The organism is Pseudomonas helleri, from assembly GCF_009600315.1.
In the GTDB taxonomy this organism is placed as follows: Bacteria; Pseudomonadota; Gammaproteobacteria; order Pseudomonadales; family Pseudomonadaceae; genus Aquipseudomonas; species Aquipseudomonas helleri_A.
Map to the genome: position 1 here is coordinate 79800 of NZ_WIWC01000010.1, position 24687 is coordinate 104486.

A 24687-nucleotide genomic window follows, 5' to 3' on the forward strand; every position below is an offset into this window, starting at 1 on the left:
CTGTCTCAGTTTTCCTGCAACAACGGTTGCAGGGCTTTATCAATGGCTTCCCGAGCGCGGAAAATCCGGGAGCGCACGGTACCCACCGGACATTGCATGACGCTCGCAATGTCCTCGTAACTCAGACCATCAAACTCACGTAAAGTTAACGCGGTTCTCAAATCTTCTGGCAGTTGCTGAATGGTGCGGTGGACCGTGCCCTCAATTTCGTCTCGAAGCAAAGCGCGCTCCGGCGACTCCAGATCCTTGAGACCGTGATCCCCATCATAAAATTCAGCGTCTTCAGAACTCACATCACTATCGGGTGGACGACGACCTCGTGACACCAGGTAGTTTTTCGCCGTATTAATGGCGATGCGGTAGAGCCATGTGTAAAAGGCGCTATCACCGCGAAAATTACCAAGTGCTCTGTAAGCTTTGATGAAAGCTTCCTGGGCGACATCCTGGGCTTCATGGGTGTCGTGCACAAAACGCACGATCAACCCGAGAATTTTGTGTTGATACTTCAACACGAGCAGATCAAAAGCTCGCTTGTCGCCGCGCTGTACGCGTTCGACCAGTTGCTGATCCTCTTCCTGGGTTAGCATGAATACTCCTCATAAGACCGAGAGGAAGATTGCTGTGCTAATTGATCAGGCTTGCAAACATAGACTCGGGCTTTACACAAAAGTTCTCTCCCCCTTGGCAAGTTTCCTGCGCACTCGAATTTGGCACGCACGAAAAACGCAGCTCGGGCCTGCCCGGCTGCGTCGATAATCTTGTCGCCAGCGCGTGCATCTGAGGTCAAAACACAAACCTTGCTGCACTGCGGCACTGTTTTCCTCCATGAAGGACAACCCTCTATGGAACCACTGGCGCTTGGAAAAGTTCAAAATTCTCGTACGAAAAACCCATCATTCGAGACGTGGGCACACGGTTACCTCTTGATCCCCTTGAAGGCGCATACCGAATATTTGTGCAAATCGACATGCAGGCACTTCAAGTCTGAGGCACACTTGCTCCCCGCTGTACTTTCCAAATGCCATCACGGCCCGGCTATTGTGCCGATCCCCCCCTCTATATACTAGTGGGCGCTTTTTTTGCGGACGTCAGAAGAATGAGCCAACATTTTCAACATGATGTGCTGGTGATTGGCAGCGGCGCTGCTGGTTTGAGCCTTGCCCTGACATTGCCCGAACACCTGCGCATTGCTGTGCTGAGTAAAGGTGATCTGGCCAATGGCTCGACGTTTTGGGCGCAAGGCGGCGTGGCTGCCGTGCTGGACGATACCGACACCGTACAGTCCCATGTCGAAGACACGCTAAATGCCGGTGGCGGACTGTGCCATGAGGATGCGGTTCGCTTCACCGTCGAGCACAGCCGCGAGGCGATTCAGTGGCTAATCGATCAAGGTGTGCCATTTACCCGCGACGAACCTGCCGACCCCGATCATCCGGGATTTGAGTTCCATCTCACCCGCGAAGGCGGCCACAGTCATCGCCGCATTATCCACGCCGCCGATGCAACCGGCGCGGCGATATTCAAAACCCTGCTCGATCAGGCGCGCCAGCGACCTAATATTGAGTTGCTCGAACAACGCGTGGCGGTTGACCTGATTACCGAACCGCGACTGGGCATTGAAGGCGATCGCTGCTTGGGCGCTTATGTGCTCAACCGCGCGAGCGGTGAAGTCGACACGTTCGGTTCGCGCTTCACCGTTTTGGCCACGGGCGGCGCTGCCAAGGTGTACCTCTATACCAGCAACCCCGACGGTGCCTGTGGTGATGGTATCGCCATGGCATGGCGTTCGGGTTGCCGCGTGGCCAATCTGGAATTCAATCAGTTCCATCCCACGTGCCTGTATCACCCTCAAGCCAAAAGTTTTTTGATCACCGAAGCCCTGCGTGGCGAAGGTGCTCACCTCAAGCTGCCCAACGGCGAGCGCTTTATGCACCGCTTCGATCCGCGAGGCGAATTGGCTCCACGGGATATTGTTGCCCGCGCCATCGACCACGAAATGAAGCGTCTGGGCATTGACTGCGTGTACCTGGACATCAGCCATCAACCCAGCACGTTCATCAAAACCCACTTTCCGACGGTGTATGAGCGCTGTCTGGAATTCTCTATCGATATCACCGAACAGGCGATTCCGGTGGTGCCTGCTGCGCACTACACCTGTGGCGGCGTGATGGTCGACGGCCATGGCCGCACGGATGTACCCGGTCTGTATGCCATTGGTGAAACCAGTTTCACCGGCTTGCACGGCGCCAACCGCATGGCCAGCAACTCACTGCTCGAATGCTTTGTTTACGCACGGTCTGCCGCTCAGGACATCCTTTGCCAGTTACAACAGGTCGCCATCCCGTCAGCGTTGCCGAGCTGGGATGCCAGCCAGGTCACCGATTCGGACGAAGACGTCATCATTGCCCACAACTGGGACGAGCTACGCCGCTTCATGTGGGATTACGTCGGCATCGTACGAACGAACAAGCGGCTGCAACGTGCGCAGCATCGTGTACGCCTGTTACTGGACGAAATTGACGAGTTCTACAGCAACTATAAGGTCAGTCGCGACCTGATCGAACTGCGTAATCTGGCACAAGTTGCAGAGCTGATGATCCGCAGCGCAATGGCGAGGCAGGAGTCACGGGGCCTTCATTACACCCTCGACTACCCGCACATGCTGCCCGAAGCGCTCGATACTATTCTGGTGCCAACCACCTACGCCGGCTGAACTTGAGTCGTACGCGCAAACGCCGGTGCTGATCCGGCGCCAGCGCGTTGTGGGGGATGCACACGGCCCGAACACGCCGCTCGCCGTTTAGCCTGAAGCGCACAATCACCACTAAAGGCAACGCCAGGCTGTCGCGCCGCAGTTGCACGGCTTGCCAACCTTTGCCACGACTCCACAATTGCCAACCCTGTGCATCGCGACGCAATGCACAGAACGCCTTCGAGTGGGTCAGCATGATATGCCTTGGCACCGTCCAAAGCCCATGCAGCAGGCACAACACTGCGCCGAGCACACGCGCCCAGACGGGGACAGAAAGAAGGCAAATTGCGATCAGCGCCAGTGTCTGGGCTGCAAGATACGCCGCCAGCAACTGCCCGGAGGCCTGCCAGCGGCATTCAAAATAATTACTTGGGCTGGACACGGTCCAGAATCATGCGAACCATGCGCTGCAACTCCGGGTCCTCGGACTCCGAGCGTTCCATAAACCAGCCGAACATATCCTGGTCTTCACACTCAAGCAGCCTGCGATAGCATTCGCGGTCGACATCATTAAGGGTGGCATACACTTCCTTGACGAAAGGCACCAGCAGAACGTCAAGTTCGAGCATGCCGCGGCGGCTGTGCCAGTAGAGACGATTGAGTTCAACATCTTCGACCATGGAGCGTTCCTCAACAAATAGAACGCAAGTATACAGGCCGATCCACAGTAGAACAGTCGGCTTTGGTCGCTCATCGTTGATCCTTGCGAACTACCCATTTGCAGACCGCCCCTCTATGATGTGCCCCAGACTTTATTACCTGCGATGACTCATGGCCGACTCTGCTTTTTTCTGCACCCTGTCTCACGAAGGCGTTCTCGCTGTTATCGGCAACGACGCCAGCAAGTTCTTGCAGGGCCAATTGACCTGTAACCTCAATTACTTGAGTGAAACCCACTCAAGCCTGGGTGCCCGCTGCACGCAAAAAGGCCGGATGCAGTCCAGTTTTCGCATCGTCCTGGAGCCGGAAGGCTGCTTGCTGGCGATGGCGCGTGAGCTGGTTGAACCGCAGTTGGCTGACCTGAAAAAATACGCAGTATTCTCCAAATCAAAACTGACCGATGACAGTGCCCACTGGGCGCGCTTCGGCCTCTACAAAGGTGACGCGGTACTAAACAGTCTGGGCATGAATCTGCCAGCTGATACGGACAGTGTGGTTCGGGCCAATGGCCTGATTGCCATTCGCGTGTCTCATGAGCGAGCTGAATTATGGGCCCCGGCAGAACAGTCCGAAGACCTTTTACAGCACCTCAAAACTCAACTGCCGGAAACCGATCTTAATCAATGGCTGCTCGGACAGATTCGCGCCGGTATCGGTCAGGTCATGGGTGAAACCCGAGAGCTGTTCATTCCACAGATGCTTAACCTGCAAGCGGTGGGCGGGGTCAGCTTCAAAAAAGGCTGTTACACCGGCCAGGAAATTGTCGCGCGCATGCAATACCTGGGCAAACTCAAGCGCCGTCTTTACCGCCTGTCGCTTGGCGCCAGCGAACTGCCGCCCCCTGGAACTCCCCTATTCGCCCCCGGTCACAACAGTGCTGTAGGCGAAGTCGTGATGGCTGCTTACGCAGAAGAAGGCATTGAATTGCTCGCCGTTTTGACTGCTGATGCCGTTGAAGCAGGTGAAATTCATGTGGGTGAGGCACAAGGTCCCAAGCTGACAGTGCTCGACTTGCCTTACACACTAGACCGCGATCGTGAGATCCAGCGCTAATTGCCACACCTTGAATCGCGGTACGGTAGAGAACAGAAATGAGCATGTTGGCGCACAAAGTCCAAATGGACTTGATTAAGGCCATCGATAAAGATGACCTGGTTTTGCCGACGCTACCGGAAGTGGCGTTAAACATCCGCAAGGCAGCAGAAAATCCTGAAATCAGCGTCAGTCATCTGAGCAAAGTCATAGGTCGTGACACCGCATTGACTGCGCGGCTGATTAAAGTCGTCAACAGTCCGCTGCTCAGAGCCCTTTATGAGGTGACTGACCTGCACACGGCCATCACCCGTCTGGGCGTCAACTACAGCAGCAATCTGGCAATCGGGCTGGTCATGGAGCAAATCTTCCATGCCCGCTCGGAAGTGGTCGAACAAAAAATGCGTGAAGTCTGGCGCGAAAGCCTGGAAGTTGCAGGCATCTGTTACACCTTGTGCCGGCGCTATACCTCGCTCAAACCCGACCAGGCCGCATTGGGTGGATTGGTGCATCAAATCGGTGTGCTGCCGATCCTGACCTATGCCGAAGACCACAACGAATTGCTTTCAGACCCGGTTTCACTCAACCACGTCATTGAATGCATCCACCCGCTGATTGGAGACAAATTGCTCGCCGTCTGGGAGTTTCCGGAAATGCTGGTAAAGCTACCGGGCCAATACCTCGACTTCAGTCGCAACTCTAAACAGCTCGACTATATCGACCTGGTGCAAATCGCGACGGTCATTTGTTCGCAACGTTGCGAGACGGTACCTGGACGGGAGCTGGGCGCCCTGCCGGCTTTCTTGAAGCTGGGGATAGAAGCTGACAGCCCACAATTGCTGAGCGAGTTGAACACCGCACGCGGCATGTTTATTTAAGCCGGGGCCGTAAGGGTTACTGCTCTTCATCCGCTTCGCCGCCCCTCGCCCCGTTCAACTGGACAAAACTGACGCGCACTTTCAATCCGCCTTGTGCTCCATCATGCAGGGTGATTCGCGCCAGATGCGCGCGACAAATCTCTCCCACAATCGCCAATCCCAGCCCCGATCCAGCCACGTGCTGGCTACGTCGATAAAAGCGCTCGAACACGCGCTCGCGATCTTCAAAGGGAATCCCTGTGCCGTCATCTTCAACCTCCAGCACCGCTTGCGGCGTGACCCGCAAGATCACATTGCCGCCTGTGGGCGTATGCGCCAGTGCGTTATCGAGCAAATTGTTCAATAACTCACTCAGCAATGTCGGCTCACCGCGTAACCAAACCGGTTGATCAGCCTCAAGTGCCAACGCTACCCCTCGCGCATGCGCCAAGGGAGCCATAGCCATACCCAGTTCTCGGGCCAGCTGGCTGAGGTCGAGCCTCTGGGCGCCCCCTTCAGCTATCGCTCGCGCACCGTTCTCGATTCGAGCCAATGACAGTAATTGATTGGCCAGATGGGTCAGTCGGTCCGTCCCTTGCACGGCCTGTTCAAGCGTGCTGCGCCAGGTTGCAGGATCATTGGCGCGCAAACCCAATTCAAGCCGGGCTTTGATGACGGCTAAAGGCGTGCGCAGCTCATGGGCCGCGTCCGCAATAAATTGCGACTGACGTTCAAACTGCCCGCGCAAACGCTCGGTAAAGTGGTTGAGCGCCTGCACCAAAGGCCGCAATTCCCGCTGCACCGCCACGCGCGGCAACGGCCGGAGGTCATCCGGCTCACGCTCCTCGACGGCACGCCGCAAACGTTCCAGCGGTCGTAGGGCCGCACTGACAGCCAACCAAACAACCAGTAATGCGCCCAACCCCAACATACCCAGACGCAGTAATGTATCAGCCATCAAGCTGCGAGCCATCGACACGCGGGCCTCATCGGTTTCGGCCACCCGAATTTCCGCCATACCGTTCATGTTCGGCTCACTCACCGCCTTGAGCAGGCTCACCACGCGCACGTTCTGACCTTGATACTGGCCATTATAAAAACGCGCCAAGGCCGGGTAGTCATCCGTGCGGGGCGTGCCGGGCGGGGGCGCGGGCAGGTTTTCATAGCCAGAAATCAGTCGTCGATGAATATCATTGACCTGATAGTAGATACGCCCTGCACTGTCGTAAGCGAACGTGTCGAGAGCTACATAAGGAACATCGGCGCTCAAGCTGCCATCGCGCTGCGAAAGGCCAGCAGCAATGGTGCGAGCAGACGCCAGCAAAGTTCGGTCATACGCAGTATCAGCAGCCTCTCGGCCGTTGTAATACGCACTCAAACTGCTGGCCAACATCAACACCACCAGCATTAACGTCAAGTTCCACAGCAAGCGCCAACGCAAGCTGTCGAGCTTAAGCATCGCGACCTTCCAGCAAGTAGCCCAAGCCTCGGAACGTCACGATCGCCACGCCATGACCATCAAGCTTTTTTCGCAACCGGTGGATATAGATCTCGATAGCATCAGAACTCGCCTGCTCATCCAGACCAAAGACCTGCGCGGCTAATTGTTCTTTGCTCATCACTCTACCGGGCCTTGCGATCAAAGCTTCAAGCACGGCCTGCTCACGTGAAGTGAGGTTGAGCATTTCATCGCCCAAACTAAAACGTCGCGTACCCAGGTCGTAGATGAGCGCCCCGCACTGCTGCTGACGTTCGCCACCCAACACGCTGCGCCGCAGCAGGGCTTTGACCCGAGCTTCCAGTTCCGCCAACTCAAAGGGTTTGGCCAAATAATCATCGGCGCCCAGATTCAACCCGTGCACCCGGTCACGTACGTCACTGCGCGCTGTCAGCATCAATACAGGGAGGTTCTTGCCGCGCGCCCGCAAACGTGCAAGCACCTCAAACCCGTCCATACGCGGCAATCCGACATCAAGGATAACCACGGCATATTCCTCACTGTTCAATGCCAGGTCGGCAGCCACCCCATCGTGCAGCACATCCACGGTCAAACCCGCTATTTTCAAGGCTTGAGCAACACTCTCGGCCAACTGCAACTGATCTTCGACCAAAAGAACACGCATGAAATTTGCCTCTTTATTTTTGTACGGGCTTAGCCCTTTCATGCGCGGAGTGTACAGACGCTGAGTCGCTTGTGAAGGGCGAAAAACAGTACGTAACCCCTGAAAGGTTAGCGAAAGGTTGGGGGATTAGGATCAGGAAACCGGCAGTAACAATTTCACACGTTGCCACTGTTGCGGCCAGAAAAACGCCTCGACGCGTTTTCGACGAATAAGAATAATAACGGAGCACCTCGTATGTTAAAGCCAGCCTTGCGCCCCGATGCCTTTGCCCCTCTCTTGTTCAATCACTTATCTCGCACAGATTTTGCTCTCTTGAATGAGCGAAACCTGATCGAGGCGTTTTTGGCCGACAAATAACGTCATTGCACCCCCTAAAAACAATAACTCCCATGGAGACACCATGAATCTTTCACTGCGCTCTGTCGCTCTTGCTGCCAGCTGCATGCTGTTCGCTGGCCAATTAATGGCTGAACCTAAACGCCCGGAATGTATCGCCCCGGCTTCACCCGGCGGTGGTTTTGACTTGACCTGCAAGTTGGCGCAAAGCGCCTTGGTCAATGAAAAACTGCTCAGTAAACCGATGCGTGTGACATACATGCCCGGAGGCGTGGGAGCGGTGGCCTATAACGCCGTCGTTGCACAACGCCCCAGCGATGCGGGCACGCTCGTGGCATGGTCAAGTGGTTCTCTGCTTAACCTTGCACAGGGCAAGTTCGGGCGTTTTGATGAAAACGCCGTACGCTGGCTGGCGGCCGTCGGCACCAGCTACGGAGCCATTGCAGTTAAAAGCGACTCCCCTTACAAAAACCTCGATGATCTCGTTCAAGCCCTTAAAAAGGACCCGAGTAAGGTGGTTATAGGATCCGGCGGCACCGTGGGCAGCCAAGACTGGATGCAAACGGCATTGATTGCCAAAGCAGCCGGTATCAACCCTCGCGACTTGCGCTACGTCGCGCTTGAAGGGGGCGGTGAAATCGCCACAGCCTTATTGGGTGGCCACATTCAGATAGGCAGCACTGACATCTCCGACTCCATGCCCCATATCCAGAGCGGTGATATGCGCATCCTGGCGGTGTTCTCTCAAGACCGACTGGACGAGCCCGGCATGAAAGACATCCCAACGGCTAAAGAGCAAGGTTACGACATCGTATGGCCGGTGGTGCGCGGTTTCTATCTCGGGCCAAAAGTCAGTGATGAAGACTACGCATGGTGGAAAGCCTCTTTCGACACCCTGTTGGCCTCTGAAGACTTCGCCAAGCTGCGTGATCAGCGCGAACTGTTTCCCTTTGCCATGACCGGCCCCGAGCTGGACACCTACGTGAAGAAGCAGGTTGCCGATTACAAAACGCTGGCCAAAGAGTTCGGCCTGATTCAGTAACCACCACTGATCACAGGCTGCGCCCTTGGATTCAGGGCGCAGCTCAGGAGTGAACCATGCTCTTACAACGCTTTTTTGCCTCGGCGCTGCTGATCGTCTGCGCCGGCCTGGCCGCGATGGCGTGGCCGTATCAGGCTGCCTTTTCCTATGAACCTGTTGGGCCTCGGGCTTTCCCCTTACTGATGCTTGCCCTGATGGGCGTTGGTTTGATCTACATGATCTTTCGTCCATCGCCCGTGGTGCATAGCGAAGATGACCCACAACTGGATCGCCAAACCCTGACCAAGATTGGTCTGTGTGTCGTACTGCTGCTGGTGTTCGCCGGCACCTTCGAACCACTGGGTTTTATCCTCAGCAGCATCTTGGTAGGGATACCGATGGCACGCTTGTATGGCGGGCGCTGGTTACCCAGCATCGTGATTATCAGCCTGATGAGCGTCGGTCTTTATCTGCTGTTCGATAAAGCAATGGATGTTCCGCTGCCGCTTGGCCTGCTCGACGTTCTGGAGAACTGATATGGATACTTTTGGCTATTTGGGTCAGGGCTTCGGCGTCGCACTCAGCCCTTACAACCTGATCACCGCCCTGTGCGGGACCTTGATCGGCACCGTGGTCGGATTACTGCCAGGGCTCGGGCCAATCAATGGCGTGGCACTGTTGATTCCCATCGCGTTCGCGTTAGGGCTTCCCCCCGAGTCCGCACTTATTTTGCTGGCCGCCGTGTATCTGGGGTGCGAATACGGCGGGCGCATCAGCTCTATCTTGCTTAACATCCCCGGCGAAGCTTCTACCGTCATGACCACCCTCGACGGTTATCCGATGGCCCGCAAAGGCTTGGCAGGTGTGGCGCTTTCGCTTTCAGCCTGGAGCTCGTTCATTGGCGCCTTTATTGCCACCTGCGGCATGGTGCTTTTTGCTCCCCTACTGGCCAAATGGGCTATTGCCTTCGGCCCGGCAGAGTATTTCGTACTCATGGTATTCGCCATTGTCTGTTTAGGCGGCATGGCGGGAGATCGTCCACTCAAAACATTCATCGCCGCGCTGATCGGACTGTTCTTGTCGGCAGTGGGAATAGATGCGAACAGCGGCGTCTACCGTTTTACAGGGGACAACATCCATTTAACTGATGGCATCCAGTTTGTCGTGCTGGTATTGGGCTTATTCTCGATCAGTGAAATTCTGTTACTGCTGGAAAAAACTCATCGTGGGCAGGAAGCTGTAGAAGCCACAGGACGCATGCTGTTCAACTTCAAGGAAGCTTCAGCCGTCTTTGTCGTAAATATCCGCTGTGGCTTGCTCGGTTTCATCATGGGCGTACTGCCGGGTGCTGGAGCTACCTTGGCCAGCGCAGTGGCCTACATGACCGAAAAACGTCTGGCCGGGGCCTCAGGAAAATTCGGCGAAGGCGATATGCGCGGCTTGGCGGCCCCCGAAACCGCTATTGGCGCTTCGGCCTGCGGCGCGCTCGTACCGATGCTGACGTTGGGTGTTCCGGGGTCAGGTACAACAGCGGTGATGATTGGCGCCCTGTCGCTCTACAACATCACCCCCGGGCCGCTGTTATTTCAACAGCAACCCGACATCGTATGGGGCCTGATCGCCTCCTTGTTCATTGCCAATATTATGCTGGTGATCCTCAACATCCCGATGATTCGCATCTTCACCCGCATCCTGTCCGTCCCCAATTGGGCACTGGTGCCTGTGATTGCGATCATTACGGCGATTGGCGTCTACGCCGTGCACGCTACCACCTTCGATCTGTTCCTGATGATTGGGATTGGCATCTTTGGATACATCCTGCGCAAGCTCGATTTCCCGCTATCTCCCGTACTGCTGGGCTTTATTCTGGGCGGCTTGATGGAGCAGAACCTGCGCCGAGCACTGTCCATTTCCAACGGTGCGCTGGAAATCCTGTGGGCCAGCCCTATCACTATGGGCGTGTGGGGACTGACTATCATCATGTTGTTGATGCCTTTACTCCGTATCTGGCGTAAACACAGTGCGCAACGTCGTGCGTTGACACATGCCTGAACACGGGCTCAAGCACTGGTGGGGGACGCCACTGACAGGACTGGCGGGCGGCTATCTCGCCAGCCTGATTGGCTGGCCTTTGCCCTGGATGGTCGGCTCCTTACTCGCCATCATCCTCGTGCGTTGTCTGACTCCCTGGCAGTTGCAGGAGATTCCAGGCGGTCGTAAATGCGGGCAATGGATTGTCGGCATCGCAATTGGCTTGCACTTCACTCCTATGGTCATGGAGCAAGTGCTGGCGCATTTCTGGCTGATCCTTGCGGGCGCGCTGCTCACAAGCGCGTCGAGCATTATCAGTGTGTGGCTAATGCGCAAGAGTGGTGAAGACCGTGCAACCGCATTCTTTTCCAGCATGCCCGGTGGCTCGGGCGAAATGGTTAATCTCGGTGCGCGCAATGGTGCCGTATTAAGCCGTGTCGCCGCAGGACAGAGTTTGAGAGTACTGACAGTTGTGCTCAGTGTGCCAGCTGCCTTCAGGTACTTGCTCGGCGAAGGAGCCCCTGCCCTGCAAGCAGCGCCCGTCAATTACTACTGGTTAGCCCTATTGTTTCCCGCTGGCGCGTTCATCGCCTGGATATGGCAGCGCTTGCGCCAGCCCAATCCTTGGTTGTTCGGCCCCCTTCTGGTCAGCGCCAGTGTCAGCATCGCGTGGGATTTGCATATCAGCCTGCCCGAAGGGAGCAGTCAAATAGCACAGTGGCTGATAGGCAGCGGACTGGGTTGCCACTTCAACAGAGCTTTTTTCCGGCGCGCGCCTTCATTCATAGGCCGTACTTTATTGGGCACCGCGATGACGATGCTGATTGCGGGTCTGTGTGCCGCAGGATTAAGCAGTATGACCCATCTGGATTTTCGCTCCATGACGCTCGGCATGATGCCAGGTGGCATCGCTGAAATGAGCCTGACTGCAGAAATGCTGCAACTTTCAGTTCCATTGGTTACAGCCTTACAAGTCATGCGTTTGCTCTTCGTATTGTTTCTGGCAGAGCCCTTATTCAAATACTGGATGCGGAAAACCTCTCTGTGAAAACAGCTAAATTTATGTAGGAGAATTCCCAGACTGTAAGTGACCTTCCTACAACCTTGTTTCGTTGTTGATGCGCCATAAGAGCGATTATTTTTAAAGCTCCAGAGCTTTCTTGCTCTACACAACGGCTGAAGCAAAGGACACTCATGAAATACTTCGCGAACCCTAAAGAGCCTGGCAGCACGCCTATAGCCCACCCCCCTCAATCTTTGATGCCAAGGCTTACTCAAAAAGAACAAGAAATACTTGGCTGGTGCGCCTTGGGTAAAACCAGCGCCGAAATGGCAATCATATTGAATAGATCTGAAACAACGATCAACTTCCACATCGCAAACTTGCGGGTCAAATTTGGCGTGACGTCGCGTCATGCTGCCGTTTTAAAAGCCATCAAATTCGGCATGCCTCTGCTGCCCTGATCGGGATGTGCAAACGTAGCCAACGGACATTGCCATGACTCTATATACCGCTGTCACGCCCTCCAGTCACTACCTCGGTGACGATACGTTCTGGCCAGCCATTGACCTGGCTGAATTACGCCGAGTACTTACATTAAGCTCAACTATTAGTGAGGCACGTCTTAAAGTAGCAATGATAGGGGCCACCTCACACATTCATAGATTGCTGGCCACATGGCGATTCAAATTACGCCAACAAGGCTATGAGCATTTAAATGACGTCCCCGCACCCACCCATAACAATTGCTCAATACTTGTCACTCACTATCTCAATGCGGTTGAAGTAGCCACGGCCAGCGAGCTCTACCATTTGATAAGAGTGGTGGAGTGCGGACGACCTTGCCCGCCAGACCCGTTTACATACAAAAACCTTTCAACGGGTGAGGCGCGACATTATGACGATTGAAATAGTTGACCTCTCTCATCACTGGTTGTTCGATGCAACACTGAGCATTATCGTCACCATCATCGATAACGAAGTGATATTTGGAGCCTGCCTGGGGGCCTGGGTGGTAGTGGGTAGCCGTCGAGACTTGAGGGCTTGGCAACAAATCGGCTCATTTCTTCTGAGCGCCTGTGTGGGCTATTTATTTACACCTGTGGTGTTACCTCATCTGACAGGTTTTTCGGCAGGTGCTACTGCTTTTTTTTGCGCGCTGGTTGTTATCCCCATCAGCATAAAAATAATGAAATGGGTTATCGCAACCGACATAGCAGACATCTTGCGTCGTTTCAAGGGGCCCAAATAAGTCACGCGTGACTCATTAAAATCTCCAGACGCGCAGATAACTCCTCAACGCGATGGGTTAACTCCTGAAGATGATGTTTATCCTCAACAAGTTTATAAATATTACGTTGATCCGAAGCCTCTAGAACCCTAAACATCATCAACATTTTTTGCTCATGAGCATCGAGGGCATGAATGGCACAGAGAGGATCCGAATGTAATGTCAACAACATATCGCCTTGCCCAGCCAACAGCCAATCAAGAGAAATACCACGCTCCCGGGCCAGTTCTATGCATATGGAATACGGAATGCTATCGCGCCCTTTCCAGCTACTGAGTGTCTGCGGGCTTACGCCAAGGGCTTCCGAAAGACCTGCATCAGTTTTTACCTGAGTTATTTTTTTCAATCTTTCGAGTATTTCAATAGATTTTTTGTTACTCACTTTGAATTATTCCAATTTGACTTTACTGAGTTTTTCGGCAGAATTTACGCTTAATGAATACTTTTAAGACCGTCGATATGCAACTTAATACGTCAGAAATAAAAGCCGAAAAAAATACCAAACAGGAAAACCCCCAAGAATCTCAAAATATGGGAAAAACACGTTCAACGAATATCATATTCCTTACACGCAAAGTAAAAACGGCGTACTCATAACGTAAAGCTCGCCTTAATCTACATACACCTGAACCGAGGCAGGATCAACGGATTGGTCTTTTTTTGAAATTAATTTGCTTGTTTAAACGAGCACTCAACGCTAGTTCAATTGGAGTCAATCATGAGCACCTACAAAATGGTTTGTCCTCACTGCCTAAGCAAAATGCGTATTCGTACGAGCGAGGGTCGGCATATTTTCTTGCGTGTGGCCTATTTACAATGCACCACAGAAGCCTGCGGATGGTCTGTAAGGGCTGAATTTGAAATGACCCATGAGCTTTCTCCCAGTGGTATGCCAAACCCTAATGTTCATCTTCCTTGCGTTAACGGGGAACTGCGTCAAGCTGCACTGCCTGCAAAACAACCCGTCGAAGCAGCAGTAGGGGTGAGGTTATGAGATATAACTATTCAGATATTAATAAATATAAACATATCCAACAGTCTGCACTCGTATTCTTACAGCGCCACTACGTTCGACACATAGGAAACGATCAGATACTTTTTTGCAACACTGTCAATTATTTGATCTCAAGTTATAGCCTTAGCCGCGCCATTGCGGAAAAACTGACCAGCCATGCTTACAATGAATTGAAAATCGCCCATGAACGACGACGACTTGACTTAAGCGCCAGTAGCGATACGCTTGCAATCATCACTGATTCTGATAGCCATATGACATGGGCAGTGCCCGTTGCAGTTATTGCAGGAAATGTAATAGACGCTCTGGGTAATAGTCAGCTGAAATTCGTTTGACTGATAAATCGCTCCCTCTTCACACCAGGCAGCCTTACCTGGTGTGCAAAAAACCAAGGACTTTGGCTTACCCTGCCTGCAACGTATGCCGAGTAAAGCTCGCATTTAATTGACCGGCAGTTTCCAGTCGATAGGGGCCAACCCATTGTGTTCAAGAAACTTATTGGTTCGACTAAAGTGTCCATTCCCTATAAAACCGCGATAAGCGGAAAGCGGTGATGGGTGCACTGACGTGAGCACCAGATGCTTGGTCGCATCTATCAGTTTCTGTTTGCTTTGCGCATGGGCGCCCCATAGCAAAAAGACCAATTTTTCCTGATGCTCGCTCACCACCTTTATAATTTGATCCGTAAAATGCTCCCAGCCTTTTTTAGCGTGCGAAGCGGCATTCGCGCGCTCTACAGTCAGCGTTGTATTGAGCAGCAACACCCCTTGCCTTGCCCAGTGCTCCAAGCACCCATGGGGGGCAATATCTATATTCAGATCACGCTTGAGCTCTTTATAGATATTGACCAACGAGGGCGGTACTTGAACACCGGGTTGAACTGAAAAACACAGCCCGTGCGCTTGACCCGGCCCGTGATAGGGATCCTGTCCCAGAATGACCACTTTGACGCCATCCAGAGGGGTTAAATTAAGGGCATTGAAAATAAGCGGCCCCGGGGGGTAAATTTCTTTACCGTCAGCATGCTCTTGACGCAAAAACTCGCGCAACAAGCCCATATAAGGCTTTTCAAATTCATCACGCAAAGCCTGTTTCCAGACTGGTTCAAGTTTTATACGGTCATCCGACGTCATGGCTACACCCTGAAAATCAATGGAGCGGACACTAAAAAAGCTCAACACGCTTGTCAATTGATCTGTCCACAAATGGACTATGAATCAGCACATTATTCATCGCCCCCGTGTGCCTATAAAACAAATCAACCTGCCCAACCTCAAAGACCTTGACTCACACGCCACACACGACGCATACAATCAAATTTACGCTAGCAAATTGACCCCGGACTTACGGCCATGATTTCTCCATCCCTTTGCCCCGTATGCGGGGCGCGCAACGATTGCGCACTGGCAAGCCCCGACCTGGCTGATAAACCCTGCTGGTGCTACAACGTCAGCATTAATCCGGAACGTTTAAAAGCGTTGCCAATCGAGGAGTTGGACCTCACGTGTCTCTGCCCGCGCTGTGCAGATGTACAAGGGCAATTACCGTCAGCGCAACCCCAAGGCGTCGCGTAAGATACTCGCTTGATTCTCAAATGATTGATCGCTATGCGTGTAGACCGCTTTCTGAGCAACTTGCCCCAGTTCAACCGCGCACAAGCTCGGCTGGCTCTTGCAGAAAAACGTATCAAGGTCGATGGGCGGGTCGTGATCGATCCGCACCATGACATCAGACCTTTCTGTCGTATCGAATTTGACGGTCATATCTTGCAAGCTGGCAAGTCTGCGCGCTACTTCATGCTGCATAAGCCGCCCGGTTGTGTGAGCGCGACTCAAGATCCTGAGCATTCAACCGTTATGGATCTGATCACTGAACCTGACAAGCATGAGCTGCATATCGCTGGACGACTGGATTTCAATACCAGTGGATTGATGCTGATTACCAACGACGGACACTGGTCGCGACGCCTGACCCTGCCCGACACTAAAATGCCCAAGGTGTATTACGTCGAGACTGAGCAGCCAATAGGCCTCGAATACATCGCAAAGTTTTATGAGGGCGTCTATTTCGCTTATGAAGACCTAACAACCCTGCCCGCGCAGCTCGAATTGCTGGGACTGTACAGTGCTCGTTTGAGTATCGTTGAGGGTCGTTACCATCAGGTCAAACGCATGTTTGGTTTTTTCAATAACAAAGTCGTGCATCTGCACCGTGAAAGCATTGGGCCCTTGATACTGGACAGCGGACTTGCACCCGGCCAATACCGCGCACTGACTGCTGAAGAGATCGCACAGTTTTAAGCCCAACTGAAGCCGATGCAGGGGACAGCATCGCGATACGTAGTCAATTTGATAAACGCGATATTCGATCCGATGCTCTGGAAATTGCTGTAAATGAGCGACTAACTGAATAAAAACTTCTCATCTGCTCTGAGTTCTGGTACAAAGTCAGCCGCTTCAAGCGGGTATAGTTTAGTGGCAAAACGAAAGCTTCCCAAGCTTTAGTTGAGGGTTCGATTCCCTCTACCCGCTCCACTTCTTTATGGCCTATACCGCCAAAAACCCTTTAGTAGTGGGCATCTGCAACACTCAATCTTCGGCACCCGCTGCACCCCCTCCCTGATCAACGCCTCATCTTTTTATCCCTGTACATCGCCGTGTCTGCATGACACAACAGTTGCCGGGATTGCTCTCCATGCTCCGGGTACACCGCTAACCCAATACTGGGAAAAATACTGAGTGTTTGCCCTTCAATCAGTAATGGCTGACTAAGATTCTGGCGTATTTTTTCGGCGACAATCAGCGCGTCCTCAGACTGCCTGAGGCTTTCCAATATTAAAACAAATTCATCGCCGCTCATCCTTGCCACCGTGTCACTTTCACGTACGCTCTGCTTCAAGCGGTGTGCAACCTGCTGTAATAACGCGTCACCGACAGCATGGCCATGGTTATCATTGACGGCCTTGAAGTGATCCAGATCGATAAAAAGAACCGCCAGGCACTCATGTTCTCTCTGGGCTCGAGCCAAGGCACTCTTCAATCGCTGATAAAAAAAATCGCGGTTAGGCAATTGAGTCAATGCGTCGTATTGAGCCAAAAACTGCAGCCTGTTAATGAGCTGTTTACGCTCAATCGCAGCGGCCACCTGGGTCGATACGAACTGCAAAAGCTCTTTATGCGATTCACTGTAGCGCTCATCTCCCAATGAGCTTTTGACTACCAAGGCGCCAATAATACCGTTGGGGGTAACAAGCGGTACGCACAACCACGAGCAGGAGGCTTCGCTGCAACGCAGCATGGCTTGGCCGCTGCTGATGACGTCCTCACTTAACTGCCGGACTTCCGTCAGCTGTTGGTGCTTATGATCATCAATATGATAAGGAAAACTTATCGTGCCCTGATCCTGATCACAGAGTGCTACTGAAAAATTCAAGGCTGGTAGCCACTGCCCGATGAGCAGGTGTACGCGCTTGAACAGTTCAAGCAAATCTTCAGCCCCGTGCGCAGCTTCTGAAATCGCGAAAATAGCCTGCTGACGTAACTCGGCATGCTTTCGTTCAGTAATGTCGCGAGCCACTGCCACGCGCAATTGATAGGTCTGAGACCAGCGTGCAGACCACGAGATGTGCACCACTCGGCCATCCTTGCGCACATAACGGTTTTCAAAGTTGAACTTGGATTCACCAGCCATGATCTCAGTAGCCGCCTGCAAAGTGCGTTCACGATCAGCCGGCAGTACAAGCTCCATCATGGGTTGACCTATCAGTTCATATTGCTCATAACCAAAAATACGCTCACAGGCTGCACTGACATACACAAAGCGACCATTACGGTCGACCACGCATATGGCATCGAGCAACAGATCAATGAAACTGACTTGAGATAAGTATCCTTTTATATCCATAGCCAACTTGGCGCCTCAAGATTCTATGTTTTTAACTTGCTGACCTTTAACCCAGCCAAAAATCTGACCACTGCTTCACCCAATGGTTGATAACAAGCCGGGCAAAGCATGCGTCAATGCACTGATGGCAAAACCGATAAACATAACCCCGCACAATCGGGTAATCAGCAACTCATGGCGCTGATACACCGCGCGGACTTGCCCTGCGCCCACAACACCGATCAAAATCAGGTAAGCAGCAGCGCCACCCACAAAACTCAAGGCAATCAGCCACGGCAACATGTCCCAAGTCAAAAGTTGTGCACGACTGGAAAGCAGCGCAGTAAATGTAGCGACTGCAACGGGGTAAGCTTTAGGGTTGGTCAGGCCAAAGACCACACCGTGGGCAAAGGGCTGACGAGAGGGACCTTGCTGGCCGCTACTGCTGCGCTGAGCACGCACCGCACGCAGTCCTAACCAAAACAGATAAAGACCACTGATTAAACCGAGCACATTGAACGTGGTACTGCCAAATTCACGCGCGCCCACGATGGCAATCAGTGCAGTACTGCACCACAACACATCTCCCAGCAAATGCCCGCATAAAAATCCGGCTCCGGCACGCCGCCCGCGAGCGGCTCCGATACCAAAAACGGCCAAGACTCCAGGCCCGGGAGTGATGCCATATATAAAGCCCGACGCCAATACAGCAAGAAATAGCGATACGGTCATGCAACATGCTCCTTAAGATCATCCCTGACACTTTCCAGCCCTCGCAAGGTGCGCTTGATTTTGCACGTTCTACCGAGCTATGTAACTGCATGTTGAGCATGCTTGCGTTGGTTTCTGACAAGAAGCCGGAACACGTATTAGGCTTATTGACGACGACCTAGAATATTCACCACCAGGCGATCCACCCACCCCCAAATCCTCTGCTTGACTCGTCCCCAAAGCGGCCTTGATTGCCAGGCTTGCAAAGTAATTGGCTGGCTTTGACTAAAATCGTTCATAAAACTGACGACCACGGCCTGCGTCAACACAGGATCAAGTGCTTCCAGGTTGGCCTCAAGGTTAAAGCGCAAATTCCAATGGTCGAAATTGCAAGACCCCAAGCTGACCCAGTCGTCGATAAGGACCATTTTCAGATGCATAAAACACGGCTGATATTCATAAATTTGTACGCCTGACTTAAGCAGTCGCGGGTAATACCTGTGGCCCGCGTAACGTACAGACGGATGATCCGTGCGTGGACCGGTCAATAACAGCCGCACATCCACCCCTCGACTTGCCGCACGCCGTAGAGAACGGCGCACACCCCACGTAGGCAAAAAATAAGGGGTCGCCAACCAGATGCGCTCCTTTGCACCATTGATTGCCTGTATTAACGATTGCAGGATATCGCGGTGTTGATGAGCATCGGCATAGGTCACACGCCCCATGCCCTCTCGTTCCCGAGGTGTGCTCGGCAACCGCGGCAACCCGAAGTGAGTGGCTGGCCGCCAGGCCTTACGACTTATATTGGCGCGCCATTGACGATCAAACAGCATTTGCCAGTCTTGAACCAAGGGCCCCGTGATCGCGACCATTACCTCATGCCACTGGCAAGAATTGTCATCCGGCTGCCAGAATTCATCGGTAACGCCTGTGCCACCGACCACCGCCAATTGCTGGTCTACCAGCAACAACTTGCGATGATCGCGGTAAAGGTTGTTCACCCCTCGACGCCAGCTCAGCGGATTGTAGAAACGCAGCTCTACACCCGCGTCCGTCAAGCGACGACGCAGCCCAATGGTAAAAGCCAGGCAGCCATAGCCATCAAACAAGCAGCGCACTCGAACTTCACGCCGGGCGGCTTGCTCCAGCGCCTGAACAATGGCTTCTGCGCAACGACCTGCCTCAACCAGATACAACTCCAGGTCAACGTGTGCTTGCGCCTGCTCTATAGCCGCTAACATTCGAGGGAAAAATTCAGACCCGTCAATCAGCAATTCAAACTGATTGGCACTGCGCCACGGGAACACTGCGCCCGCCATGTCAGCGTGCCGTGAAAATCAGCACCGCACCCACCGGTACCGAAAAACTGATTGCCGACAAACCGGCTAATTTGCGCAAGGTTTCAAGCTCTGGTTGTAAACCAAAATCTTCAGCCTGAAGCATCAACGGCTCAAGGGTCACCACTTGAAAGCGGCGCTCATCAAGACGGGTAGCCAGCAATTGGGCTTCATAGGTGTGTTGTTTGCCTCGCAAGCTGACCGTGACAGGGAGATGCAACTCCAGTTGCGCCCCGTTGGCCAAGTCATTGATCGGCTGCAAATCAATCTGTGCGGTGATCTGTGCTTCCGGGAAATGCTTGAAATCAAATAACACGTCGCGCATACGCTCATCGCGCAAAGGCACTGCGCTATTGACCGAATCCATTTCGATACGCAATTGCGCACGGCCATTGCGCTCCACTTTGCCGTGTAACACCAGAAAACGATGGATATTCGACACATTCGCATTGTGCGTTGTAATGAAAGAAAGCCGCGACGACTCTCCATCAAGGTACCAGTTGGCCTGGGCCGACAAGCTCACACCGAGCGACAGCAACATGGCACACACAGAAGACAGGAGCGTTTTGAACATAAAAACTCATTGGCAGTTGAACGTGAGCGAACATTACCCTGAGATCACAGTATGGGCAGGTTTTTCTTACACGTCCCTATGACGCTGATGCCGACCCACAGTTCCACCTGTAACCCGCGTAACCCCTGTCATACAAGCGTCATCCCGCCGTCATGCTGATGACATTGCGCCTGCCTAGCTTGAAGTTGCATACCTCAGTTGTTTGGCAGAAACCCAAAGCGGGCAAAAAGCCTGCACGGAGATTCGCAATGTCTCAGACCGCCCATATACGCGCTTCGTCCCCAGAACGACGCTTGCAGGCAGAACGCCTGACCACCTCCCACGCTGTGCGTGAGGCTCAAGCCCTGCGCTTTCGTGTATTCAGTGGAGAGTTGAAGGCGACACTTAAAAGCGCCGTGTCTGGGCTGGACATCGACGCTTACGACGCTTATTGCACGCATATCGGTGTGCGCGACCTCAATAGCGGCCAATTAGTTGCCACTACCCGGTTGTTGAATCATGAAGCCGCACAGAGGGTGGGCCACTTTTACAGTGAGCAAGAGTTCAGCCTGAACGGTCTTGCCCACTTAAAAGGGCCGGTGCTAGAGATTGGTCGAACCTGTGTCGATCCTGCTTACCGCAATGGTGGCACCATCGCCGTGCTCTGGGGGGAACTGGCAGAAGTCCTCAACCAGGGTGACTATCACTACCTGATGGGTTGCGCCAGCATCCCGATGCAGGACGGTGGCCTGCAGGCCCAAGCCATCATGCAACGACTGCGCGAGCGGTATTTATGCACTGAGCATTTACACGCACAGCCGAAAAAACCGTTGCCGCCCTTGGACATACCGGCCAACGTCATCACCGAAATGCCGCCCTTACTCAAAGCCTATATGCGATTGGGCGCCAAGATTTGCGGCGAGCCCTGCTGGGATGAAGATTTCCAGGTCGCCGATGTATTTATTCTGCTCAAACGTGATGAGCTGTGCCCGCGTTATGCGCGTCATTTCAAGGCGGCGATGTAATGAACCGCCTGCGTCAATACACTCGGCTAGCACGCGTCCTGGGCGTTGTGCTCATGGGATTGGGCATGGCCTGCCTGTTTGGGCTGCTGGCGCATGTGCGACCGAGCAAGACGCCAGCTCTGCGGCAACGGTGGACACAGTACTTTATGACTCGCCTGAGCAATGCCCTACCCTTTCGCATCACAGTCGTGGGCGAACGGCCAGCCACCCCCATGTTATGGGTCAGCAACCACGTTTCGTGGACCGACATTGCGCTGCTCGGGCAACTCACTCCCCTGTCTTTTTTATCCAAGGCAGAAGTGCGCGCATGGCCCGTGGCTGGCTGGCTGGCTGCAAAGGCCGGGTGCCTTTTTATTCGCAGAGGTGCGGGCGAAAGTCATCACGTACGCGATCAGATGAGGCACCACCTGCAACAACAGCTTCCCCTACTGATGTTCCCCGAAGGTACTACCACCGACGGGCGCTCGGTACGCACGTTTCATGGTCGATTGTTGTCGGCAGCCATTGAAAGTCACGTGCAGATACAACCTGTGGCCATTCGCTATTTACGTAATGGCGAGACTGATCGGGTTGCCCCGTTTATAGGTGATGACAATTTGCTTTCGCATTTGTTGCGGTTGTTCGCCCACCATCAGGCCGACGTGGAAATCCATCTGCTTGAACCGATCGACTGCCATCAACAATCCCGAACAGAGCTCGCTCATAGGGCACAGGGAGTGATTAAACAGGCTTTAATCGGATCGGCAACAGCCTGTACCAACGAGTCTCAGGGTGATGACCTTAGCCTTCAGAATGCTTAAAAGATGAGCCTGCGTCACCAGCAGGCTCACTTCCACCGATCAACCGAGAGGCGGAAAACGCCTGCAATTGCGGATAAAACGCTCGGAAATCCTCACTGAGAGGTTCATACAAAACCCGCAAATCCTGCATAGCCCCCGCCAGTTCTTCAGGCTTCGACAGACGCCGCGCAATCCCGTTGAACACTCGCTCCAGTATCGAAAACTGCCGATACGAACCGAGCCAGTCATGCGCAGCCATATGCGGCGCGATTGCAGCCAGGCGATTGGGCAATTGCGGTTGTGCCTCTAGCACTCGGTAAAAGCCGGATGTAAAACGCTCTAAAGGGACCTCGGCGTACAACGTCCAGTCCCGCGCCAGGCAATGATCGAAAAAAACATCCAGCACAATGCCCGCATAACGTCGGCGGGTATGGTTAAAGCGCGACAGGGATCGATCGACCAAGGGATGGGCGTCAGTAAATACATCAATGCTGCGGTGCAGCTGTATCGCTGACTCAATGACAGGGCTGTACTCACCTTGTAGCCGGCCTTTGACGAAGTCGCCATAGAGGCTACCGAGCAATTCTTCTGGCCGCTGGCCGCCGAGGTGCAGATGTGCGAGATAATTCATGCCGCGCAGTTTAGCACTGCCACTCCAATATCGTTATAACCCGATATACCGATTCGAGCTGACCTCAGAACGATTTCATATTTGTATATCGCGATATAACGATTTAAAGTTCGCCTCATCGCGATATAACGCTGCACTTCATTGAGCACTGCCACCATGCCGATCGACCTCGACGAAATAATAAAAGCGCTGGCACACCCAGTACGCCGAGAAATCATCCGTTTATTGAAAGACCCAAAGACCGAGTTTCCCGACCAGCATCACAGCACCGAGCACGGTGTCTGCGCCGGGCAATTCGACCAACGTTTCGGTCTGTCGCAATCCACCGTCTCAGCCCACCTCGCCACTCTGCAACGCGCTGGCTTGATCAGCAGCCAAAAAGTTGGCCAGTGGCATTTTTTCAAACGTAACGAGGACACCATTCGTGCATTCCTCGCCACATTGAGCCAAGAGCTTTAACAAGGACAACCATGCCTCTCTCGCTACTCATTCTAGCGCTCAGCGCCTTCGCTATCGGTACCACCGAATTCGTCATCATGGGTTTACTGCCCGATGTCGCAGCTGATCTTGGCGTCTCCATCCCCGGCGCGGGCTGGCTGGTGACCGGTTATGCGCTGGGCGTAGCGATCGGTGCTCCATTCATGGCACTGGCCACTGCAAAACTGCCGCGCAAGGCTGCTCTGGTTGCCTTGATGGTGATTTTCATCATTGGCAACCTGCTCTGCGCACTGGCCAGTGATTACAACGTGCTGATGTTTGCACGCGTAGTCACAGCACTGTGCCACGGTGCGTTTTTCGGTATTGGTTCCGTGGTCGCTGCTGGCCTGGTGCCCGTCAACAAACGCGCTTCCGCAGTGGCTTTGATGTTTACCGGCCTGACCTTGGCCAACGTATTGGGCGTGCCGCTGGGCACTGCGCTGGGGCAAGCCGCTGGCTGGCGATCGACCTTCTTTGCAGTGACCGTTATTGGTGTTGTCGCGCTAATCGGCCTGATCCGTTTTTTGCCCGCCAAACGCGACGAAGAGAAGCTCGACATGCGTGCCGAATTGGCGGCACTCAAGGGGGCTGGTATCTGGCTTTCGCTGAGTATGACCGCATTGTTTTCGGCGTCGATGTTCACCCTGTTCACTTACGTCGCCCCCTTGCTTGGCGATGTGACAGGGGTGTCGCCCAAAGGCGTGACCTGGACGTTGCTGTTGATTGGGCTGGGCCTGACCGTGGGTAACATTATCGGCGGCAAGCTGGCTGACAAACGTTTGGCCGCCACGCTGATCGGCGTCTTTATCGCAATGGCAGTCATTTCAACCGTATTGAGCTGGACCGCCGTTGCGGTGATCCCGACCGAGATCACGCTGTTCCTCTGGGCGACAGCATCGTTTGCTGCCGTGCCGGCCCTGCAGGTGAACGTTGTGACCTTCGGCAAAGCCGCGCCCAACCTGGTCTCAACCCTGAACATTGGCGCCTTCAACATTGGCAACGCACTGGGTGCCTGGGTTGGGGGCAGCGTCATTGCCCACGGCTTTGGCCTCACCAGCGTGCCACTCGCCGCGGCTGCCCTGGCAGTGCTCGCGCTGCTGATCACACTGATTACATTTCGCCAGACCGGTAACCCCGAGCTGGCAACTGCCACACATTGACTCTTGAGAGG

30 protein-coding genes and 1 tRNA gene are annotated in these 24687 nt (G+C 53.7%); 19 read left to right on the top strand and 12 right to left on the bottom strand.

Annotated features, from left to right (window positions below; all coding sequences use genetic code 11):
- Positions 1 to 5: 5 nt before the first annotated feature.
- Entirely contained in the window at positions 6 to 587 is a 582-nt protein-coding gene (rpoE, locus tag GHN86_RS08760; RefSeq protein WP_003172477.1) for an RNA polymerase sigma factor RpoE, read from the bottom strand.
- A gap of 509 nt (positions 588 to 1096) precedes the next feature.
- Here rpoE and nadB point away from each other — a divergent pair.
- Positions 1097 to 2713 carry an L-aspartate oxidase gene (nadB, locus tag GHN86_RS08765; protein WP_153378370.1) on the top strand — a complete coding sequence of 539 codons (1617 nt, stop codon included), beginning with the start codon at positions 1097 to 1099 and terminating at the stop codon, positions 2711 to 2713.
- On the opposite strand, the gene GHN86_RS08770 is transcribed toward nadB, so the two are convergent.
- Both GHN86_RS08770 and GHN86_RS08775 read right to left on the bottom strand, forming a co-directional pair.
- A complete protein-coding gene (locus tag GHN86_RS08770) occupies positions 2682 to 3134 on the bottom strand; it encodes a protein YgfX (protein WP_323369247.1) in 453 nt (150 codons plus the stop codon). The genes nadB and GHN86_RS08770 overlap by 32 nt on opposite strands.
- Positions 3118 to 3372, bottom strand: a complete 255-nt coding sequence (locus GHN86_RS08775) for a succinate dehydrogenase assembly factor 2 (RefSeq protein ID WP_047277109.1) — start codon at positions 3370 to 3372, stop codon at positions 3118 to 3120. Before GHN86_RS08775 ends, GHN86_RS08770 begins: the two co-directional genes overlap by 17 nt.
- A 151-nt stretch (positions 3373 to 3523) precedes the next feature.
- On the opposite strand from GHN86_RS08775, the gene GHN86_RS08780 reads away from it, so the two are divergent.
- Together GHN86_RS08780 and GHN86_RS08785 are read left to right on the top strand one after the other, a co-directional pair.
- Positions 3524 to 4465 (top strand): YgfZ/GcvT domain-containing protein, encoded by a 942-nt coding sequence (locus GHN86_RS08780; RefSeq protein WP_153378369.1) that lies wholly within the window; start codon positions 3524 to 3526, stop codon positions 4463 to 4465.
- A 38-nt stretch (positions 4466 to 4503) separates the two neighbouring features.
- Positions 4504 to 5322, top strand: coding sequence for an HDOD domain-containing protein (locus GHN86_RS08785; RefSeq protein WP_153378368.1), 819 nt, complete (start codon positions 4504 to 4506; stop codon positions 5320 to 5322).
- A gap of 16 nt (positions 5323 to 5338) precedes the next feature.
- On the opposite strand, the gene GHN86_RS08790 is transcribed toward GHN86_RS08785, so the two are convergent.
- On the bottom strand, positions 5339 to 6760 hold the full coding sequence (locus GHN86_RS08790) for a sensor histidine kinase (protein WP_153378367.1): 1422 nt from the start codon (positions 6758 to 6760) through the stop codon (positions 5339 to 5341).
- On the bottom strand, positions 6753 to 7424 hold the full coding sequence (locus tag GHN86_RS08795) for a response regulator (protein ID WP_153378366.1): 672 nt from the start codon (positions 7422 to 7424) through the stop codon (positions 6753 to 6755). The genes GHN86_RS08790 and GHN86_RS08795 overlap by 8 nt, the downstream gene beginning before the upstream one ends.
- A gap of 400 nt (positions 7425 to 7824) precedes the next feature.
- Between GHN86_RS08795 and GHN86_RS08800 the strand changes: the two genes are divergently transcribed.
- The 7 genes from GHN86_RS08800 to GHN86_RS08830 all read left to right on the top strand — a co-directional run bounded on the left by GHN86_RS08800 (position 7825) and on the right by GHN86_RS08830 (position 13064).
- Positions 7825 to 8802, top strand: a complete 978-nt coding sequence (locus GHN86_RS08800; RefSeq protein ID WP_153378365.1) for a Bug family tripartite tricarboxylate transporter substrate binding protein — start codon at positions 7825 to 7827, stop codon at positions 8800 to 8802.
- A 56-nt stretch (positions 8803 to 8858) separates the two neighbouring features.
- Positions 8859 to 9317: a tripartite tricarboxylate transporter TctB family protein gene (locus GHN86_RS08805; RefSeq protein ID WP_153378364.1), complete on the top strand. Its 459-nt coding sequence runs from the start codon at positions 8859 to 8861 to the stop codon at positions 9315 to 9317.
- Position 9318: 1 nt separating this feature from the next.
- Positions 9319 to 10833: a tripartite tricarboxylate transporter permease gene (locus tag GHN86_RS08810; protein WP_153378363.1), complete on the top strand. Its 1515-nt coding sequence runs from the start codon at positions 9319 to 9321 to the stop codon at positions 10831 to 10833.
- The gene (locus GHN86_RS08815; RefSeq protein WP_153378362.1) at positions 10826 to 11860 is read left to right on the top strand and encodes an AbrB family transcriptional regulator; all 1035 of its coding nucleotides are present in this window, start codon (positions 10826 to 10828) and stop codon (positions 11858 to 11860) included. Before GHN86_RS08810 ends, GHN86_RS08815 begins: the two co-directional genes overlap by 8 nt.
- A 146-nt stretch (positions 11861 to 12006) precedes the next feature.
- A complete protein-coding gene (locus GHN86_RS08820; RefSeq protein ID WP_228384868.1) occupies positions 12007 to 12276 on the top strand; it encodes a response regulator transcription factor in 270 nt (89 codons plus the stop codon).
- Positions 12277 to 12310: 34 nt separating this feature from the next.
- Positions 12311 to 12721, top strand: a complete 411-nt coding sequence (locus tag GHN86_RS24055) for a head completion/stabilization protein (RefSeq protein WP_153386448.1) — start codon at positions 12311 to 12313, stop codon at positions 12719 to 12721.
- The gene (locus GHN86_RS08830; protein ID WP_153378360.1) at positions 12711 to 13064 is read left to right on the top strand and encodes a putative holin; all 354 of its coding nucleotides are present in this window, start codon (positions 12711 to 12713) and stop codon (positions 13062 to 13064) included. Before GHN86_RS24055 ends, GHN86_RS08830 begins: the two co-directional genes overlap by 11 nt.
- A 1-nt stretch (position 13065) precedes the next feature.
- Here the strand turns inward: GHN86_RS08830 and GHN86_RS08835 are convergent, their stop codons facing one another.
- Complete coding sequence (locus tag GHN86_RS08835; protein ID WP_323369246.1) at positions 13066 to 13485, bottom strand: helix-turn-helix domain-containing protein; 420 nt, start codon at positions 13483 to 13485, stop codon at positions 13066 to 13068.
- A gap of 336 nt (positions 13486 to 13821) precedes the next feature.
- Between GHN86_RS08835 and GHN86_RS08840 the strand changes: the two genes are divergently transcribed.
- Together GHN86_RS08840 and GHN86_RS08845 are read left to right on the top strand one after the other, a co-directional pair.
- Positions 13822 to 14097 (top strand): ogr/Delta-like zinc finger family protein, encoded by a 276-nt coding sequence (locus tag GHN86_RS08840; protein WP_153378359.1) that lies wholly within the window; start codon positions 13822 to 13824, stop codon positions 14095 to 14097.
- Positions 14094 to 14453 carry a hypothetical protein gene (locus tag GHN86_RS08845; protein WP_153378358.1) on the top strand — a complete coding sequence of 120 codons (360 nt, stop codon included), beginning with the start codon at positions 14094 to 14096 and terminating at the stop codon, positions 14451 to 14453. The genes GHN86_RS08840 and GHN86_RS08845 overlap by 4 nt, the downstream gene beginning before the upstream one ends.
- 105 nt (positions 14454 to 14558) lie before the next feature.
- On the opposite strand, the gene ung is transcribed toward GHN86_RS08845, so the two are convergent.
- Entirely contained in the window at positions 14559 to 15251 is a 693-nt protein-coding gene (ung, locus tag GHN86_RS08850) for a uracil-DNA glycosylase (protein ID WP_153378357.1), read from the bottom strand.
- 219 nt (positions 15252 to 15470) lie between these two features.
- On the opposite strand from ung, the gene GHN86_RS08855 reads away from it, so the two are divergent.
- The 3 genes from GHN86_RS08855 (at position 15471) to GHN86_RS08865 (ending at position 16652) form a co-directional block, all read left to right on the top strand.
- Positions 15471 to 15692, top strand: a complete 222-nt coding sequence (locus GHN86_RS08855) for a cysteine-rich CWC family protein (RefSeq protein ID WP_153378356.1) — start codon at positions 15471 to 15473, stop codon at positions 15690 to 15692.
- 33 nt (positions 15693 to 15725) lie between these two features.
- A complete protein-coding gene (locus GHN86_RS08860) occupies positions 15726 to 16418 on the top strand; it encodes a pseudouridine synthase (RefSeq protein ID WP_153378355.1) in 693 nt (230 codons plus the stop codon).
- 160 nt (positions 16419 to 16578) lie between these two features.
- A tRNA-Gly gene (locus GHN86_RS08865) sits at positions 16579 to 16652 on the top strand.
- A gap of 88 nt (positions 16653 to 16740) precedes the next feature.
- Here the strand turns inward: GHN86_RS08865 and GHN86_RS08870 are convergent.
- The 4 genes from GHN86_RS08870 to GHN86_RS08885 form a co-directional block, all read right to left on the bottom strand.
- On the bottom strand, positions 16741 to 18021 hold the full coding sequence (locus tag GHN86_RS08870) for a GGDEF domain-containing protein (protein ID WP_153386451.1): 1281 nt from the start codon (positions 18019 to 18021) through the stop codon (positions 16741 to 16743).
- A gap of 75 nt (positions 18022 to 18096) precedes the next feature.
- A complete protein-coding gene (locus GHN86_RS08875; RefSeq protein ID WP_153378353.1) occupies positions 18097 to 18732 on the bottom strand; it encodes a LysE family translocator in 636 nt (211 codons plus the stop codon).
- A gap of 143 nt (positions 18733 to 18875) precedes the next feature.
- Positions 18876 to 20033 carry a phospholipase D-like domain-containing protein gene (locus tag GHN86_RS08880; RefSeq protein ID WP_153378352.1) on the bottom strand — a complete coding sequence of 386 codons (1158 nt, stop codon included), beginning with the start codon at positions 20031 to 20033 and terminating at the stop codon, positions 18876 to 18878.
- A 1-nt stretch (position 20034) separates the two neighbouring features.
- The gene (locus GHN86_RS08885; RefSeq protein ID WP_153378351.1) at positions 20035 to 20625 is read right to left on the bottom strand and encodes a YceI family protein; all 591 of its coding nucleotides are present in this window, start codon (positions 20623 to 20625) and stop codon (positions 20035 to 20037) included.
- A 248-nt stretch (positions 20626 to 20873) separates the two neighbouring features.
- Here GHN86_RS08885 and olsB point away from each other — a divergent pair, with 248 nt between their 5' ends.
- Positions 20874 to 21629 carry an L-ornithine N(alpha)-acyltransferase gene (gene olsB, locus GHN86_RS08890; RefSeq protein WP_153378350.1) on the top strand — a complete coding sequence of 252 codons (756 nt, stop codon included), beginning with the start codon at positions 20874 to 20876 and terminating at the stop codon, positions 21627 to 21629.
- Complete coding sequence (locus tag GHN86_RS08895) at positions 21629 to 22429, top strand: lysophospholipid acyltransferase family protein (RefSeq protein ID WP_153378349.1); 801 nt, start codon at positions 21629 to 21631, stop codon at positions 22427 to 22429. The genes olsB and GHN86_RS08895 overlap by 1 nt, the downstream gene beginning before the upstream one ends.
- Here the strand turns inward: GHN86_RS08895 and GHN86_RS08900 are convergent.
- Positions 22410 to 23039 carry an ACP phosphodiesterase gene (locus tag GHN86_RS08900; RefSeq protein ID WP_153378348.1) on the bottom strand — a complete coding sequence of 210 codons (630 nt, stop codon included), beginning with the start codon at positions 23037 to 23039 and terminating at the stop codon, positions 22410 to 22412. The genes GHN86_RS08895 and GHN86_RS08900 overlap by 20 nt on opposite strands.
- 156 nt (positions 23040 to 23195) lie before the next feature.
- On the opposite strand from GHN86_RS08900, the gene GHN86_RS08905 reads away from it, so the two are divergent.
- Both GHN86_RS08905 and GHN86_RS08910 read left to right on the top strand, forming a co-directional pair.
- Complete coding sequence (locus GHN86_RS08905; protein ID WP_153378347.1) at positions 23196 to 23498, top strand: ArsR/SmtB family transcription factor; 303 nt, start codon at positions 23196 to 23198, stop codon at positions 23496 to 23498.
- Between the two features lie 11 nt (positions 23499 to 23509).
- A complete protein-coding gene (locus tag GHN86_RS08910) occupies positions 23510 to 24676 on the top strand; it encodes an MFS transporter (protein WP_153378346.1) in 1167 nt (388 codons plus the stop codon).
- The last annotated feature ends 11 nt before the right edge of the window (positions 24677 to 24687 follow it).

Bases quoted from the DNA above. Each gene is read 5' to 3' on its own strand.
- nadB (WP_153378370.1), top strand. From the start codon at position 1,097: ATGAGCCAACATTTTCAACATGATGTGCTGGTGATTGGCAGCGGCGCT.
- GHN86_RS08790 (WP_153378367.1), bottom strand. From the start codon at position 6,760: ATGCTTAAGCTCGACAGCTTGCGTTGGCGCTTGCTGTGGAACTTGACG.
- GHN86_RS08780 (WP_153378369.1), top strand. From the start codon at position 3,524: ATGGCCGACTCTGCTTTTTTCTGCACCCTGTCTCACGAAGGCGTTCTC.
- ung (WP_153378357.1), bottom strand. From the start codon at position 15,251: ATGACGTCGGATGACCGTATAAAACTTGAACCAGTCTGGAAACAGGCT.
- GHN86_RS08810 (WP_153378363.1), top strand. From the start codon at position 9,319: ATGGATACTTTTGGCTATTTGGGTCAGGGCTTCGGCGTCGCACTCAGC.
- GHN86_RS08845 (WP_153378358.1), top strand. From the start codon at position 14,094: ATGAGATATAACTATTCAGATATTAATAAATATAAACATATCCAACAG.
- GHN86_RS08795 (WP_153378366.1), bottom strand. From the start codon at position 7,424: ATGCGTGTTCTTTTGGTCGAAGATCAGTTGCAGTTGGCCGAGAGTGTT.
- GHN86_RS08870 (WP_153386451.1), bottom strand. From the start codon at position 18,021: ATGGATATAAAAGGATACTTATCTCAAGTCAGTTTCATTGATCTGTTG.
- GHN86_RS08875 (WP_153378353.1), bottom strand. From the start codon at position 18,732: ATGACCGTATCGCTATTTCTTGCTGTATTGGCGTCGGGCTTTATATAT.
- GHN86_RS08820 (WP_228384868.1), top strand. From the start codon at position 12,007: ATGAAATACTTCGCGAACCCTAAAGAGCCTGGCAGCACGCCTATAGCC.
- GHN86_RS08895 (WP_153378349.1), top strand. From the start codon at position 21,629: ATGAACCGCCTGCGTCAATACACTCGGCTAGCACGCGTCCTGGGCGTT.
- GHN86_RS08785 (WP_153378368.1), top strand. From the start codon at position 4,504: ATGAGCATGTTGGCGCACAAAGTCCAAATGGACTTGATTAAGGCCATC.
- GHN86_RS08775 (WP_047277109.1), bottom strand. From the start codon at position 3,372: ATGGTCGAAGATGTTGAACTCAATCGTCTCTACTGGCACAGCCGCCGC.
- GHN86_RS24055 (WP_153386448.1), top strand. From the start codon at position 12,311: ATGACTCTATATACCGCTGTCACGCCCTCCAGTCACTACCTCGGTGAC.
- GHN86_RS08815 (WP_153378362.1), top strand. From the start codon at position 10,826: ATGCCTGAACACGGGCTCAAGCACTGGTGGGGGACGCCACTGACAGGA.
- GHN86_RS08805 (WP_153378364.1), top strand. From the start codon at position 8,859: ATGCTCTTACAACGCTTTTTTGCCTCGGCGCTGCTGATCGTCTGCGCC.
- GHN86_RS08830 (WP_153378360.1), top strand. From the start codon at position 12,711: ATGACGATTGAAATAGTTGACCTCTCTCATCACTGGTTGTTCGATGCA.
- GHN86_RS08900 (WP_153378348.1), bottom strand. From the start codon at position 23,039: ATGAATTATCTCGCACATCTGCACCTCGGCGGCCAGCGGCCAGAAGAA.
- GHN86_RS08800 (WP_153378365.1), top strand. From the start codon at position 7,825: ATGAATCTTTCACTGCGCTCTGTCGCTCTTGCTGCCAGCTGCATGCTG.
- GHN86_RS08855 (WP_153378356.1), top strand. From the start codon at position 15,471: ATGATTTCTCCATCCCTTTGCCCCGTATGCGGGGCGCGCAACGATTGC.
- rpoE (WP_003172477.1), bottom strand. From the start codon at position 587: ATGCTAACCCAGGAAGAGGATCAGCAACTGGTCGAACGCGTACAGCGC.
- GHN86_RS08860 (WP_153378355.1), top strand. From the start codon at position 15,726: ATGCGTGTAGACCGCTTTCTGAGCAACTTGCCCCAGTTCAACCGCGCA.
- GHN86_RS08840 (WP_153378359.1), top strand. From the start codon at position 13,822: ATGAGCACCTACAAAATGGTTTGTCCTCACTGCCTAAGCAAAATGCGT.
- GHN86_RS08910 (WP_153378346.1), top strand. From the start codon at position 23,510: ATGCCTCTCTCGCTACTCATTCTAGCGCTCAGCGCCTTCGCTATCGGT.
- GHN86_RS08885 (WP_153378351.1), bottom strand. From the start codon at position 20,625: ATGTTCAAAACGCTCCTGTCTTCTGTGTGTGCCATGTTGCTGTCGCTC.
- GHN86_RS08905 (WP_153378347.1), top strand. From the start codon at position 23,196: ATGCCGATCGACCTCGACGAAATAATAAAAGCGCTGGCACACCCAGTA.
- GHN86_RS08880 (WP_153378352.1), bottom strand. From the start codon at position 20,033: ATGGCGGGCGCAGTGTTCCCGTGGCGCAGTGCCAATCAGTTTGAATTG.
- olsB (WP_153378350.1), top strand. From the start codon at position 20,874: ATGTCTCAGACCGCCCATATACGCGCTTCGTCCCCAGAACGACGCTTG.